10 protein-coding genes and 1 pseudogene are annotated in these 15,252 nt (G+C 46.9%); 5 read left to right on the plus strand and 6 right to left on the minus strand.

Annotated elements, in window-relative coordinates:
- Positions 1-5: 5 nt before the first annotated feature.
- On the plus strand, positions 6-2,171 hold the full coding sequence (locus tag ACP2WE_RS02670) for a DNA polymerase III subunit gamma/tau (RefSeq protein WP_425214047.1): 2,166 nt from the start codon (positions 6-8) through the stop codon (positions 2,169-2,171).
- Between the two features lie 44 nt (positions 2,172-2,215).
- On the opposite strand, the gene purH is transcribed toward ACP2WE_RS02670, so the two are convergent.
- From purH to ACP2WE_RS02690, 4 genes are all read right to left on the minus strand, one after another.
- The gene (gene purH, locus ACP2WE_RS02675; RefSeq protein ID WP_425214220.1) at positions 2,216-3,820 is read right to left on the minus strand and encodes a bifunctional phosphoribosylaminoimidazolecarboxamide formyltransferase/IMP cyclohydrolase; all 1,605 of its coding nucleotides are present in this window, start codon (positions 3,818-3,820) and stop codon (positions 2,216-2,218) included.
- Between the two features lie 161 nt (positions 3,821-3,981).
- Complete coding sequence (locus tag ACP2WE_RS02680) at positions 3,982-4,407, minus strand: hypothetical protein (RefSeq protein ID WP_425214048.1); 426 nt, start codon at positions 4,405-4,407, stop codon at positions 3,982-3,984.
- A complete protein-coding gene (locus ACP2WE_RS02685) occupies positions 4,377-4,610 on the minus strand; it encodes a hypothetical protein (protein WP_425214049.1) in 234 nt (77 codons plus the stop codon). The genes ACP2WE_RS02680 and ACP2WE_RS02685 overlap by 31 nt, the downstream gene beginning before the upstream one ends.
- Entirely contained in the window at positions 4,598-4,930 is a 333-nt protein-coding gene (locus tag ACP2WE_RS02690) for a hypothetical protein (protein WP_425214050.1), read from the minus strand. The genes ACP2WE_RS02685 and ACP2WE_RS02690 overlap by 13 nt, the downstream gene beginning before the upstream one ends.
- Positions 4,931-5,094: 164 nt before the next feature.
- On the opposite strand from ACP2WE_RS02690, the gene ilvD reads away from it, so the two are divergent.
- The 4 genes and pseudogenes from ilvD to ACP2WE_RS02710 all read left to right on the plus strand — a co-directional run bounded on the left by ilvD (position 5,095) and on the right by ACP2WE_RS02710 (position 8,348).
- Positions 5,095-6,780: a dihydroxy-acid dehydratase gene (gene ilvD, locus ACP2WE_RS02695; RefSeq protein ID WP_425214051.1), complete on the plus strand. Its 1,686-nt coding sequence runs from the start codon at positions 5,095-5,097 to the stop codon at positions 6,778-6,780.
- Between the two features lie 95 nt (positions 6,781-6,875).
- Positions 6,876-7,307 carry a Tery_1686 family protein gene (locus ACP2WE_RS02700; protein WP_425214052.1) on the plus strand — a complete coding sequence of 144 codons (432 nt, stop codon included), beginning with the start codon at positions 6,876-6,878 and terminating at the stop codon, positions 7,305-7,307.
- Between the two features lie 3 nt (positions 7,308-7,310).
- Positions 7,311-7,700, plus strand: a pseudogene (locus tag ACP2WE_RS02705) (thiol-disulfide oxidoreductase DCC family protein); the annotation flags it as partial.
- A gap of 207 nt (positions 7,701-7,907) precedes the next feature.
- A complete protein-coding gene (locus ACP2WE_RS02710; protein WP_425214221.1) occupies positions 7,908-8,348 on the plus strand; it encodes an Rrf2 family transcriptional regulator in 441 nt (146 codons plus the stop codon).
- 8 nt (positions 8,349-8,356) lie between these two features.
- Here the strand turns inward: ACP2WE_RS02710 and ACP2WE_RS02715 are convergent, their stop codons facing one another.
- On the minus strand, positions 8,357-9,463 hold the full coding sequence (locus ACP2WE_RS02715) for a hybrid sensor histidine kinase/response regulator (RefSeq protein ID WP_425214053.1): 1,107 nt from the start codon (positions 9,461-9,463) through the stop codon (positions 8,357-8,359).
- Positions 9,460-15,135, minus strand: a complete 5,676-nt coding sequence (locus ACP2WE_RS02720; protein WP_425214054.1) for a PAS domain S-box protein — start codon at positions 15,133-15,135, stop codon at positions 9,460-9,462. The genes ACP2WE_RS02715 and ACP2WE_RS02720 overlap by 4 nt, the downstream gene beginning before the upstream one ends.
- Positions 15,136-15,252 lie beyond the last annotated feature (117 nt).

The following is a 15,252-nucleotide window of genomic DNA, read 5'->3' on the forward strand; positions in this document are numbered from 1 at the left end:
AGAATATGCAGCATAGCAGTAGCTTTTTGCTGTCGCGATCGCTTATGAGTACCTACGAGCCACTTCATCATAAATATCGCCCCCAAACCTTTGCAGATTTGGTGGGGCAAGAGGCGATCGCGACCACTTTAACCAATGCCATCAAAACAGAGCGGATTGCGCCTGCTTACTTGCTTACGGGGGCTAGGGGAACGGGGAAGACCTCTACAGCGCGGATTATTGCCAAGTCACTCAACTGCATTCGTTATGATGCCCCGACGCCTACACCCTGCGGCACTTGTTCGATGTGCCGAGAAATTACCACGGGCAGAAGTTTAGACATTACCGAAATCGATGCGGCAAGTAACACAGGGGTCGATAACATTCGTGAAATTATCGAACGCGCTCAGTTTGCACCCGTGCAAGCAAGATATAAGGTTTACGCGATCGACGAATGTCATATGCTCAGCACCGCAGCATTCAATGCTTTGCTTAAGACTTTAGAAGAGCCTCCCAATCGCGTTGTGTTCATTCTGGCGACGACCGATCCGCAGAGGGTTTTACCCACAATTATTTCGCGATGTCAGCGATTTGATTTTCGGCGGATTCCCTTAGATGATATCGTCTCCCACTTAGGTAAGATTGCCCAAAATGAGAAGATCGAAATCAATCCTGAAGCTTTGCTCTTGGTGGCACAGATTTCTCAAGGAGGGTTACGGGATGCCGAATCGCTTTTAGATCAGTTGAGTTTAATCGAAGGAGAAATTACACCTGAAGCTGTCTGGGATCTAGTCGGTTCCGTGCCCGAGCGAGATTTACTCTCTTTATTAGAAGCGATCGCTGCCGATAGTCCCACCCAGATTATCGATTTTGTGCGGCAGATTATGGATCGTGGCAGAGAGCCGTTAATTGTTTTACAGAGTTTGGCGGGAAGTTATCGAGATCTGTTGATTGCCAAAACTGCCAGCGATCGCAACGACCTTGTCGCCCTCACGCCACCCAGTTGGGAACACTTGAAACAATTGGCACAGGCATTGTCTCTCCCTGCAATTCTAGAAGGACAAAAACATCTGCGATCGGCAGAAGTCCAGATCAAAAACAGCACGCAGCCCCGACTTTGGCTGGAGGTTACGTTAATGGGCTTACTGCCCTCAGCGATCTCACCACCTTCACAAACCTATCCCCCTGCGAATTCTCAGGTAAACTTCCAAGCGATTACCGTTCCTGCAACACCGATTCATTCCAAGTCCCAACTTCCACCAGCAGTTCCTACTGCTTCCGCTGTTGTAACGCCTGCAGACCCTCCTACCCCTGTAATTCCTACGAGATCGCCTGCTCCAGATCCCACTCCTATCCAAACCACTGAAGCGATCGAGCATACACAAGTCGAGCAGATTCCAGCCCCACCCCTACCAGAACCGATCGCAGAGAAATCATTCACTAGAGAAGAGGTTGCACCCAAAGCCGAACCTCAGGCTCAGGAACCTCCCGTATCTGTTTTTGCTTTGGACTTAGAAACCTCATGGGCGCAAATTTTAGGACATTTAGAGTTGATTTCTAGAGTTGCCAAAGAAGTTTTAGCGCAGCAAGGGAAACTATTGGAAGTGAACCAAGCGATCGTCAAAGTTGGCATCACCCGCAATAACATCAGGCATGTCAAGCCAAAGATGCATGAGGTCGAGCAATGTTGCCGCAAGGTATTCGGGAATTCCGTTAAATTAGAAATCGAAGCGATCGATTCTCTCTCTACAGCGAATGTTGTCGGAAGTCCTACCGCACTAACGCCTGTCCAATTCACCGCACCAACTGCGAAAGTATCCGTACAAGAAACCGCTCAACCGCCCTTGCGACACGCTCCAGCCTTCCCAAATCCCTCACCAACACAATATCAAGCACCTTCCTCGCAAGTTTCACCAACCAGCGATCGAGCCCCTACCTATGCCCAGAGCCTAGCACAGCCCCAAGTGGGAATCTCTAGTTCTACCCTAACAGTGCCTAGTGTAAATCAAGCTACAATTCCAGCAGCCAGTAACACTGCTCCGACGTCAAATTCTCCTGAGACCTCAACCATAAGCCCAGCCAAGAATATGTTTATTTCTCCTTCCGATGAAGATATCGCCATCAGAAGAATCGCAGATATATTTAACGGGCAGATTATCAGTTTAGAAGAGGAAGAGGATGTAGAGGAATGAGAGATCTAGGGCAACCATAGGAGGATTGCCCTTACCGTACTATCCTAATGGAGGAAGTGGCGAACCTGGGTGAGAACCATGACCAGCCCTAGCTCATCTGCAGCCTTAATCGAATCTCCATCGCGGATGCTACCTCCAGGCTGCACGATCGCCGTAATCCCCGCCGCCGCTGCGGTACGCACAGAATCATCAAAGGGGAAGAAGCCATCGCTAGCTAGTACTGCACCTTTTGTGCGATCGCCTGCTTGTTCTAGAGCAATTTTTGCCGACCCGACCCGATTCATCTGACCCGCACCAATACCTAGTGTGACGCGATCGCCTGTAATCGCGATTGCATTCGATTTGACATGGCGACAGATTTTCCAAGCAAAGATCAGTTCCTGCATTTGCTTGGGGCTAGGCTGCTTTTGAGTTACAACTTGCCAAGTTTCAGGAGTTGCGGGGAGATCGTCGCTTTTTTGCACCAACATACCACCAGCAATTAGCTTGACGGTTTCGCTCGTTCCCTGCTGCATCTCTGGGAGAACTAAAACGCGCAAATTTGGCTTAGCTGCCAAAACCGATGCCACGCTTGGCATACAGGCAGGGGCAACCACGCATTCTAAGAAGGTTGAGGTGAGAGCCTTGGCGGTCTCTTCGTCAATGGGACGATTTAGGGCAACGATACCCCCAAATGCAGAGGTGGAATCTGCGGCAAAGGCTTTTTGATAGGCTTCCGCAATGGTCGGTGCGATCGCGACACCACAGGGATTATTATGCTTGACAATTACGGCACAGGGCTCGTCGTTCCAAAACTCTGACACAATACTCCGCGCGGCTTCTAGATCGAGCAGGTTGTTATAGCTGAGTTCTTTTCCTTGTAATTGCTGAGCAGCCGACCAACCTTTAGGTGCAGCCCCTAGCTGATACCAAGTTGCGGGTTGATGGGGGTTCTCACCATAACGCAGGGGCTTGGGACTGTGGCATAGCAGAGTATAGGAAGAAGAAAAGAAAGGCTGAGGTGGTATAGTTTCTGTTGATGGAACTTCCATTGCATCGATTTTCGCTTGCGTATCTTTGAGAATTTCTTTGGTAAGATAGGTCGCGATCGCTTGGTCATAGGCCTGTGTATGGGAAAAGGCAGCCAAGGCAAGCGATCGGCGAAATTCTATGCGCGTCTCACCATGATGGGTTTTGAGTTCTTCTAGATAGGCATTGTACTGGGCGGGATTTGATAGCACCGATATATATTGATGATTTTTGGCAGCAGCGCGAATCATGGTTGGACCACCGACATCAATTTGCTCGATCGCTTGTTCTAGAGACACATCTGCCTTGGCGATCGTCTGCTCAAATGGATAGAGATTCACCACCACAAGCGTTACAGGTTGAATACCATTCGCGGTTAAATCGGCACGATCGCTCTCTAGATCTGGGCGCGATAAAATCCCCCCATGAATTTTAGGATGCAGGGTTTTGACACGTCCGCCCAAAATTTCGGGTGCTCCCGTATAGTCAGACACTTTAGTTACGGGCAGGTTTGCTTCTTTGAGCGCTTTAGCGGTTCCGCCACTGCTGATGAGTTGAAACTGGTATGACTCCACCAAGACACGTGCCAGATCGATCAGTCCTGTCTTGTCCGAGACGCTCAAAATGGCAAGGCGATTCATAAGTTGTTTAACTCCATAGATAACTGAGATAACTGTGCGATCGAAACCAAAAGTGAAGGATTGCACGAGACTACATGAGATTATAGAACCTGTTTAGGATCTTTGCCTCGAATGTTAAGGCTTTTGGGCAAATCTCAATCAACATCGATGGGAACGTTCGGTTAACCTCCTGTACAATATTGATTGATTTCGCCTGTCAAAGGACTTTCTTTCGCAACGGTGGCTTTCAGCGATTCAGTCGCTTTGGTTGTTGCCTTTGCGTCTTTTGCGGCGATCGCTTTGCTAATCTCTCTCGTGGCTAGGCTAATCTCTTTATACGCCACCACAAATCTATCTCTAAATCCGCTGAGCTTTTCATCGGCAACTTTAATGGTTTGCATCTCAGTGCCTATCGCATCAATCTGTGCTGCCATCTTCTCAAATCCTGCCGCATCTTTGGTGACACCACTGGCGATCGTTTCAAATCTATTCGCAACTTGAATGACTTTATTACACTGAACGATCTTGTTCTCACCGCAAGCATTCACAAACAGACTGAGGGAAATGGAAACCACGATTAGCGCGAGACGGTGCTTGGGAAATTGCATAAATTAACTACATATTCATAAAACCTGAGCCAAAAGAAATATACCATTTGCTCCGATCGCACAGGGCTAAGGGATTGACCGTAAATTAAAGCCCCCACACTGGCTTCGGCATCGCTCAGCCAGCTTTGAATTCTGCCGCAGAATTGCTGGCTAGAGGGCAGTTCGTCAACAATTTGACTGGATTCGCTATTTATTGCCCGCAAAAATTATTAATTTCACTGACTACACTATTCTCTCTCGCAATAATTTCTTCAATGGCTCGATCTGCTTTCTTAAAAGCAATACTGTCTCTTGTGATTAAAGCCTTACTCTTATCCTTGAGCACCAAGAGCGAATCCACGTAAATTGCCACCAGTTTTGCCTGAAGATCTTTGAGCTTAGAATCTTGCAACTCGACTTTTTGTAACTCGATGCGAATGCTATCGATGCGATCGGCAAGCAATGACAAGTCCGAGGTATCTTTGGGGGCAGCTACAGATTTCAACTTATTTGCGGTTGCGGTTAACTTGATGCATTGAGGCATTTTGCTGTCCCCACAGCCAACCATGAGTAGGCAAATAGAGAGTGAAATCGGGATAAGTGCAAAACACCTGTTAAGAAAAAGCATGAACTCAGTGCAGGTAGTTGGATTGGTGTCCTAAAATCTTAAGAGATTTTATTGTTTTTATTATCGAGAGAGATTTAGTCATGCCATACAACCTCAGAAGCAAAGTCGTTACTGGAGGGGTACAGCGATCGCCCAATCGCGCCATGCTAAGAGCGGTTGGCTTTGGCGATGAAGACTTTGATAAGCCCATCGTCGGTATTGCTAATGGCTACAGTAACATTACACCCTGCAATATGGGAATCAATGACCTCACCCAAAGGGCAATGGCAGAGTTAAAAGTCGCGGGAGCGATGCCCCAAGTGTTTGGCACGATCACGATTAGCGACGGCATCTCGATGGGCACAGAGGGTATGAAGTACTCCCTCGTTTCCCGTGAAGTGATTGCTGATTCGATCGAGACTGTATGCAACGGTCAGAGTTTAGATGGTGTACTGGCAATCGGGGGCTGCGATAAAAATATGCCCGGGGCGATGCTGGCGATCGCGCGGATGAATATCCCTGCCGTATTTGTCTATGGCGGTACGATTAAGCCCGGTCACTATAATGGCAAAGATTTAACCGTGGTCAGTGCCTTTGAAGCCGTGGGGCAGTTTAGTGCTGGCAAAATCGAACAAAGCGAATTGATCGAAATTGAAAAGCGGGCTTGTCCGGGGGCTGGCTCTTGTGGTGGCATGTTTACTGCCAACACCATGTCCTCAGCCTTTGAAGCCATGGGCATGAGTTTGATCTATTCCTCCACGATGGCAGCCGAAGATGCTGAAAAAGCTGAAAGTACGGCAAAATCCGCAACGGTATTGGTGAATGCGATTCAACAGCAAATTTTGCCACGTCAGATCATCACCCGCAAATCTCTGGAAAATGCGATCGCGGTGATTATGGCAGTGGGTGGCTCGACCAATGCGGTCTTGCATTTACTCGCGATCGCCAATGCCGCCGAAGTTCCCCTCACGATTGACGACTTTGAAACCATTCGCGGGCGCGTACCCGTTCTTTGCGACCTCAAGCCCAGCGGACGCTATGTTGCCACAGACCTGCATAAAGCAGGCGGTATTCCCCAAGTGATGAAGATGCTGTTGGCTCACGGTCTATTGCATGGCGACTGCTTGACCGTCACAGGGCAAACCGTCGAGGAAGTCCTCAAAGATATTCCTACCGAGCCCCGTGCCGATCAGGATGTGATTCGCCCGTGGGAGCGTCCCATGTATGCCCAAGGGCATTTGGCAATTCTCAAGGGTAACCTCGCCACCGAAGGTTCCGTGGCAAAAATCACTGGGGTCAAAAATCCTGTAATTACTGGGCCGGCAAGGGTATTCGAATCAGAAGAGGCTTGCTTAGATGCCATTCTCGCTGGCAAGATTCAACGCGGTGACGTTTTGGTAATTCGCTACGAAGGTCCCAAAGGTGGGCCCGGAATGCGCGAAATGCTTGCCCCCACCAGTGCCATTATTGGGGCTGGCTTAGGCGATGCCGTCGGTCTGATCACCGATGGTCGGTTCTCTGGTGGAACCTATGGCATGGTTGTGGGACATGTGGCTCCCGAGGCATTTGTGGGCGGGTTGATTGGGCTTGTCCAAGAGGGAGACTCGATTACGATTGATGCCCCTGCGCGATCGCTGCAACTGAACGTTCCCGACGCAGAAATTGAGCGTCGTCGCGCGGCTTGGCAACCGCCTAAGCCACGCTATACCAAAGGCATCTTAGCGAAGTATGCCAAACTGGTATCGAGCAGTAGTGTAGGTGCAGTTACAGATTTAAATCTGGGATAGAGACATAATTCGTAACTTGTAGGGGCAGTGCCCCCGTGCCTGCCCCCTACTCCCCAGCGCCTAGCCTAGATATAATTGTGGTAAGAGGATAGTTTGTGAATGCAGCAGAACAGGCAAAGAGTGTAGCGCTAGCCAGCAAAATTGCTAGCTTGGTGGCTTTGGCAAAGTCTAAGTACCCTGCCGCAGGTATCAATCTAAAGCCTTGGACAAATACCCCTGATACGCGCAAGTTTCTCGATCCTGATTCGATTGACCTCAGCTTTCATTTTCCTGGGGTGAGTCGGTTGCTTAAAATTCGCAGTATTTTGTTCCAAATTCGCCTGCATGAAGATCCTTTAGAAGGAGATTGTCGCGCGATCGGCATTGAAGCCACAGGGCATGACTTTCAAGGGCAGCGTTGGCGATTTTCGACAGTTGAAAGTTGGGGCTTTATTGGTGACACCCAACCGATGCCTGAAGGCGCAGAGGATCTGAAGGACTTTTGCCGCACAGTGCTTGAGATCTTTAATAGCGGGAAGCTGTGTTAGAAAATGACCTATAACGTAATCTATGACGGTGACTGCAACCTCTGTTCAAACCTCGTACAGGTTTTAGAAAAGCTAGACCGAGGTCATCTGTTTCAGTATGTGCCCATGCAGGATCGGCAAACCTTAGAGCGGTTTGAGATTACGCCCCAAGATTGTGAAATGGGCATGATCTTGATCGATGCCGATCGCCCCACCCATCGATGGCAGGGCAGTGATGCTGCCGAAGAAATTGGGCGCTTGCTCCCCTTGGGAAATCCGTTTATTGCCGCCTATCGAGCTTTACCAGGGATGAAATGGCTTGGCGATCGCGTCTACGCTCAGGTTAGAGATCGGCGGTATCAACTATTCGGCAGGCGATCGCGTACCTATTACTCAGCCCATCCGATTGGATGCCATGCCATTAAGGATTCCGCTTGCTGTGCTGAAGCAATCTCGGAAAAAGTCTCGGAAAAAATTTCTGAGGAAATACTTAATCCCCATCACAATACCGTAGTATCATGAGCTATAGTGGTGCCTAGCGAGATGCCTACTGTCAGCTTCTAAACTAGCTACCTTATGCAAACCGCGATCGCCCCTGTCCTCCTATTCAGCCGACTTACTGTGGATCTCTCTGTAAAAAGCGAATATGCAATTTTAGCTTTGCTAGAGCTTACAGGTAGCTTTTCCTCCGATCAACCGCTCCAGATTCGTCAAATTGCCAGCCTACAAAATATTCCCGATCGCTACTTAGAACAACTTTTAGCAACGCTGAAACGGCAGGGCTTAGTCAAAAGTCAGCGCGGCTCTAAGGGGGGATATATTCTGGCGAGAGAGCCTTGGAGCATCAATGTTTTGGATGTCGTGCGCTGTATTGAGGGCTACGATCCGATTTCCCCAAAAAATTCTTTACAGAATCCCGAAACCCCTTCCGAGGCAGTTGTACGCGAAGTCTGGCGAACAGCCCAACAAGCTGCTTCTGAAGTACTGAGTAACTGTACGCTCAAGGATCTCTATGAAATGAAGCGGCAACGTCAGATGTCCACGGCGATGTATTACATCTAGATTTGTGCTTAGCGGCTTTGAGGAATTTTGACCGTAACGGTAGTTCCAAACCCAACTTTACTTTCTAGGGCGATCGTACCCCCATGAACCTCTACACACTGTTTAACAATCGATAACCCCAAACCCGTACCAACGAATTTATGCACATTTCCACCACGATGGAAAGGAGTAAATAGATCGATTTGATCTACCTCAGGAATGCCAATCCCCCAATCCTGAACTTGAAAAGTAATCACTTCAGGATGGCAGGTTAGTTCAAATCTCACCTGACTATTTTCTGGAGAATATTTAATCGCGTTTGAGAGGAGATTGGTTAAGATATGGCGCAATAATTTACTGTCTAGCGCCGATGGTTTACTGCATCCAGCATCTTCCTCTACGATCTCAAACATAATGGAATATTTTTTTTGATGGTTTTGGAAGTCTTCTACGAGTTCCTGACACCAAGTTGCTACGTTCATCATGGATGGATGGCAGCGAAAATTTCCGTCTTCTGCCTCTCCAATAATCAAAATGTCTTCTAGGAGATCGGTCATGCGCTTAATCTGAGCTTCTGCACGCTGAATGCGAACTAGTTTTTTTTCTGAAGTTAGAATCTGCTTTGGATCTTTTAGCCCCTCAAGGGTAAGTTGAATCGAAGCCAAAGGACTGCGGAATTCATGAGAAGCGATCGCAATAAATCGAGACTTGAGTTCGCTTAAATGTTTCTCTCTCGCTAACGCTCTTTGCATGACGAGTTCTGCTTCGTACCTGCTGAGCGCAATTTCGATCGCTGTTTTTAAGTCATGATTTTCAAAGGGTTTGACAATGTAGCCAAAGGGTTGGGTTGCTTTTGCCTGTTCTAGCGTTGCCTCGTCAGCATGCGCCGTCAAAAAAATTACGGGTAAGCCAAACTTTTCCCTCACATGCGCCGCAACTTGAATGCCATCCATATCGCCGATGAGGTGAATGTCCATCAAAATCAAATTGGGCACATTTTGCAGAATAGCATCAATTGCCGCCTCGCCAGAGTCTGCGATCGCGGTGACACCATAGCCAAGGTGTAAGAGTCTGCGCCGAATATCCATGGCGATAATTGGCTCATCTTCTACAACCAAGATGTTTGCTTTTTTCATGTTGCTAGACCCTGCGTTAAATGAGGAAACAAAATCTCGAACCGACAGCCCTCTCCATTTTTTAGCTCGATCTTACCGCGCAATTGCTGCGTAAGTCCGCAAACAAGCTGAAGCCCTAAAGATTCAGTATTCCGAAAATCTATCTCTTGCGGAAAATTAACCCCGTTATTACCAACGGAGAGCAGGTAATAGTCTGTTTCTCGAATGCGATCGCTTTTAGAAAACTGGATCCAAATTTCACCCGTTGGCCGATTTGGGAAAGCATGTTTGATCGCATTGGAGAAGAGTTCGTTGACAATTAAGCCACAGGGAATCGCCAGCTCAATACCTAAATCGACGGCTTCGACTTCTACTCTATAGTCGATTACGGCAGAGTGGGCACGATAAGACTGCAACAGATCCCCAACTAAATCGGTAAGATATTCGCATAGGTTGATTTTTGCCAAATTGTCCGATCGATAGAGTTTTTCATGGATCAGCGCCATGACTTTGATGCGGCTTTGGCTCTCAGCAAATAGAGCTAGGGTTTGCCGATCGTCAATGTAGCTAGCTTGGAGGCTAAGCAGACTGGAGATCATTTGCAAGTTATTTTTGACGCGATGGTGAATTTCTTTCAGCATGACTTCTTTTTCTTGGAGCGATGCGCGCAGTTGAAGTTCCGCTGATTTGCGGGCTGTGATATCCTGTACCATGTCCATCACATGGGTAACTTTACCCGTTGTATCCCGCAATGCCGTTGTGGTTATGTATCCTAAGATCGTTTCTCCATTCTTTTTGATAAAATGTTTCTCCAGTTGATAGGAGTCAATTTCTCCTCGTTGCAGTGCATCAGTAAGAGGATATTCAACTTCTAGACCACCTGAGATGGAAACGCTCGTACAGGGCAGGGCTAACATTTCCGATTCGCTGTAACCGAGTAGCCTGCAAAAGGCAGTGTTAACCGCAGCAAACTGCAAGGTCTCAATGTTGGTCACTGCAATCCCAATTGGGGCATGACTAAAGAAGCCTCGAAATCTTTCTTCACTTTGCTGCAACAACTCTGTGCGCTCTTCTACCCGTTGTTCTAGTTCTTGGTTGAGCCGTTGCAGGGCGTTTTCGGTTTGTTTTCTTTCCGTAATATCTTCTGAGATGCCTAGCAAATATTTCGGATGCCCCAATTCATCATAGAGCGGGATTTTTTTAGTATGTAAAATCCTTAGCCCTTGCTCTCTAGTTTGAATAAATTCTTCAGGAATATCAATAATTTGACTGTTTGAAAGAACCTCTCGATCTGTAGTAATGAAAAAATCTGCTTCCTCTGGCGAGAAAAAGTCACGATCGCTTTTGCCGATTAATGCTTCTCTGGAATAGCCAAGCAGTTCTTCGCCTGCTTTGTTAAAACGCACAAATTGCAGATTTTCAGCATCTTTCACAAAGAGCATATTGGGAATATTTTCAATAATTGAATTGAGGAAATTCTGAACCTCCCTAGTTTCTAATTCGGCTTTTTTGCGATCGCTAATATCTTGGGAAGTGCCAAATAGATGAATCAATTCACCCTGAGTGTTGAAAATAGGTTCACCTTGAGCAAGGGTATAGCGAACTGAACCATCGGCATGAATAATTCGAGACTCAAATTCATAGGGCTGCTTACTTGCAATCCCCTCAGCAAGTATCTGCTGCTGATGAGCTCGATCGTCGGGATGGATTAATTCATGTAGCTCTGCTAATGTTGGTGCTGGTTGTTCGGGATCGAGACCAAAAATACGGAACATTTCTCTAGACCAAGTAACCTTTCCTGTTGCTAACTCGAAATGCCAATTGCCTATATGCGCGATTCTTTGCGCTTCTGCTAGGGCTGATTCGCTTTTTCGCAGCTTTTCTTCTACTTGTTTGAGATCGCTGATATCGATAAATGAGATCGCAATTTGTTTGATTTGATGGTTGAGATCGAACTCTGGAAATGCGTTCACCAATACCCAAACTTGCGTGCGATCGCTGCGATTGATTCTCGATACATAATTTACCAGAGGTAGCCCCGTACTTAGAACTTGATTGACTGGGTATTCTTCTAATGGCATCAAAGTTCCATCTTCACGGAAAAATTGCCAAGCTGGATCGATCGCTGTTTTTCCAAAAATCTGATCTACGGTTAGTCCCAATAACTGACAGGCATTTGAATTACACAGAATTACACTTGTGTCTGGAGCGTGAACCACAACCCCAGCATGAAGATTGTCAATCAGATGCCGATATTTTTCTTCGCTATTTTGCAGATTCTCGATCAGTTGACTCTGAGCGATCGCAATTCCTAACTGACTGGCGAGTTGTCCTAGCAACTCAGTTTCAGAGTCATTCCACTGACGGGGGGCAATACATTGATGGGCAATCAACAGTCCCCATAGGGAATTTTGCCCAGTGGAGTCAAGCGTTGTCTGGTTGCTCGCAAGGATAGGCACGATCAGTTTTGCTTTGACATCTAGCCCACGAGAAAACTCCACCAAGCACTCTGTGATTCCAGAGGTGGGGTCGTTTAGGTTTGCGATCGCGCGCACGCGTCCCTGTGCGTAAAGCTGTTGATACTCCGTTGGAAAGACTTCTTCAGGAAATTTTATCCCCAAGACTTTGGGGAAATCTGGCAAAACTGCCTCGCTAATCGCTTTCCCCGTACCGTCAGGAAAAACTTGGTAAATGAGTACCCGATCTGCTTGGAGAATCTGCTGAACTTCCGAGACAGCAGTTTGCAAAATTTCGTCTAGTTGCAAGGACTGACGAATTTTGAGCGTGACTTCAGCAAAGAGTTGAGCTTGCTGATATTGCAGTTTTAGCTTGGCATCTGATTGCTGGCGTTCCAGTTCCGAACTTGCTCGCGCTGCGAAAATTTTTAGTACCTCTTCCATAAGTCGCGAATTCGTAATCGCGTTTCGACTCATGATAGAAATCAGACCAAGGGGTTCTCCTGTCGAGCTAATTAGGGTAGTGCCCGCATAGCTCTCAACGCCCATCACGGTCAAAATCCGATCTCTTGGGAAAATCTCTTGAAGCTTAGCAGGATAAACACAAAGATGTTTATTGAGAACGGTCTCGCAAGGAGTACCATCTAGCTTATAGTTAAACTCATCTAAAAATTGTCCATCGCCATAGGCGGCAACTGTTTTAACCCAATCGTTTTTCAAGTCAACAATTTCGCTCACAAAAGCAAACTCTACGTTCAAGGCTTTGGTAAGATATTGCACCGAAGCCCTAAAAAACATCTCGCCAGTCTGGGCTGAAACCCCCAGAGAAATATTCTCTAACATTTCTTCGCGTTGCTTGCGATCGGTGATGTCCTCCGATGTACCCAAGGTTTGCTTGACCCTACCTTCAGAGTCCCTAGAAAATACCGTATCTCGGCTGTGCAGCCAGCACCATTCGCCCCTTGCATTTCTAACCCGATACTCTATTTCGATAAATTCGCCATCTTGGAGGGTAGAGCACTGCGCGATCGCCTGATAGACTCGCATCAAATCGTCTGGATGACAAATCGTAGGGAACAAGTTGGCTCCCATTCGCTGTACATCTTCAGTAGAATAACCCAGCATTTCTGTAACAGAACGATTCATGTAAACATTGCGTTGTTCCAGATGATCGTAGATGTAGAGCAAATTTGGCGTTGTCGTCGTAATTTTTTCGATTAAACGCTGGCTATCGCGTAAGGCAATCTCTGCTCTTTTACGCTTGGTAATATCTTGAGCTGTTCCCAAAATCTGCTGCACTCCACCATCGCTTGTCCTACAAAAAGGTGTGTCGCGGCTTTGTACCCAGTGCCACTCTCCATTCGCATGTCTAAACCGATATTCCAGTTCGATTCGCTCGTTGTCTTGAAGTGTGAGGCACTGTTGATGGTGCTGCTCCAACAAGCTATGGTCATCTGGGTGAATCAAACAGCGAAACATCTCAGTACCCATTCGTTGAAGCTCTTCAGGAGTATAGCCCCATGTTTCTGAGAACGTTTTATTTGCGTAAACATTGCATTGCTCGATCAGGTCGTAGACGTAGATCTCGTTGGGATTAACAGATAGAACTTTCTCAAAAAAGCTTTGCTTTTTTTGCAACGCTTCCTCTGCATATTTGCGATCGCTAATATCGCGGATAATTACCAGAGCGGCATCATCTCGAATGGGTACGACGCGAACTTCCTCATGTTGTACGCGACTGCCCAAAGACACTTTTTGTTCGAGCATCTGGATCTGATGAGTTTCCAGCGCTCTTTGAATCGCGCGAATCTGAGCTATGGCAATATCGGCAGGTAAGAGATCGGCGATATTCATGCCAATAGGATTGATGTTTTTGGGGACGAGATCTCTATCGTTATTGGCGCGGATAGCTCCGAGATAGATACCTTCAGCATCGATCAAATTGATGATATCGGGAATACCTTCTAGAATGGCACGAATGCGATCTTCACTCTCGCGGAGAGATGACTCTGCCTGTTGGCGCTCTAGTATTTCTTGACTTAATTGTTGATTGCTTTCCTCTAGCCCAGAGGTTCGTACTTGTACTTTAACTTCTAGATCTGCCTTAGCCGTTTGCAGTTGCTCGACCAAGGTTGCTTGCTGAATGGCTATACCCACTTGTGTTGCCAGTTGGTTCATCAACTCCACTTCTAGAGAAACCCAAGGTCGGGGTGCTGCACAGTGATGGGCAATCAACAATCCCCATAGGTTTTCTTCTTGCAGGATGGGAACGGTAAGGATTGACTGTACTTGAAACTGTTCTAGGAATTCTATATAGCAGTTGGACAGATCGGGCTCTGTGTAAATGTCTTCAATCGCTCTAGTGCGTCCCTGGCTGTAAGTTTCTACCCAAAACTCCCCAAAGCAATCATCTTGAATCGTCCGATCTAGGATTGAAAATGCAGGATCGGATACAGCCTCTTTAGTAACAAAACCAGTACCAATATTTTGAGTCTGGGTAAATTGATAGATCAAAACGCGATCGCATTGCAGCAGATCCCTCACTTCAGTCACTGTGGCATTGAGAATATCTTCTAATTTCAGCGACTGACGTATGGAGAGCGTTGTTTTCGAGATCAGTTGTTGTTGCCCTTGATGCCACTTTAGTTGTTGCATCAGTTTCGTCTGCTTTAAAACATGGGTTATGGCTTTTTGTAAGCTTTGAGACGTAATCTGGCTTTTATCTAAATAATCTGCGGCACCACTTTTGAGCAATTCAACCGCGATCTCTGTGTTGCCCTGTCCAGTCAGCACGATCGCTGGAATTCTTTCTAGATCTGTTTGTTGCCGTAGCTGCCACAAAAATTCCAGCCCAGTCATATCCAGCAAAAAGTAATCAATCAGAAAAATATCTGGCATCTGTTGGTTGCACCATGTCAACGCATCTTCACCATTGTCAAATTCGACAATCTGGAAGCGATCCTGTCCATTCTCAAGTTTGGGCAAAAAACGGCGGTAGATTAAGCGATCGCTTTCTGAATCATCCAAAATCAGAATGGTATAGGGCGTGCGAATCTCATGGCTATCCGACTCGTTCTGAGGATAGGAAATATTTTGCGGTCTCGATCCGAACCATGAAGCCTGTTGCGATCGCTCGCCCTTGAGGGAAGCGACTTCTGCTCGTAGGGCTTCTAATTCTTTAAGCAACTGGGCTTTGGTTTTACGGCGATCGCTCATAATTGTTACAACTTTACCCAAACATTTCGATTTTGGTATCAATGCACATTTGCGCTGCCAAATCTTTTAGTTAGAAAAGTTTTGGTAGTATTAGGCTTTATGGTAAGTGTTTTAAATTACCTTTATGCAGCTTATGCC

It is taken from the genome of Tumidithrix helvetica PCC 7403 (genome assembly GCF_965232925.1).
Taxonomy (GTDB): Bacteria; Cyanobacteriota; Cyanobacteriia; order Pseudanabaenales; family Pseudanabaenaceae; genus Tumidithrix; species Tumidithrix helvetica.

Coding starts and splice junctions, on each gene's coding strand:
- ACP2WE_RS02670 (WP_425214047.1), top strand. CDS start 6: ATGCAGCATAGCAGTAGCTTTTTGCTGTCGCGATCGCTTATGAGTACC.
- purH (WP_425214220.1), bottom strand. CDS start 3,820: ATGAATCGCCTTGCCATTTTGAGCGTCTCGGACAAGACAGGACTGATC.
- ACP2WE_RS02680 (WP_425214048.1), bottom strand. CDS start 4,407: ATGCAATTTCCCAAGCACCGTCTCGCGCTAATCGTGGTTTCCATTTCC.
- ACP2WE_RS02690 (WP_425214050.1), bottom strand. CDS start 4,930: ATGCCTCAATGCATCAAGTTAACCGCAACCGCAAATAAGTTGAAATCT.
- ilvD (WP_425214051.1), top strand. CDS start 5,095: ATGCCATACAACCTCAGAAGCAAAGTCGTTACTGGAGGGGTACAGCGA.
- ACP2WE_RS02715 (WP_425214053.1), bottom strand. CDS start 9,463: ATGAAAAAAGCAAACATCTTGGTTGTAGAAGATGAGCCAATTATCGCC.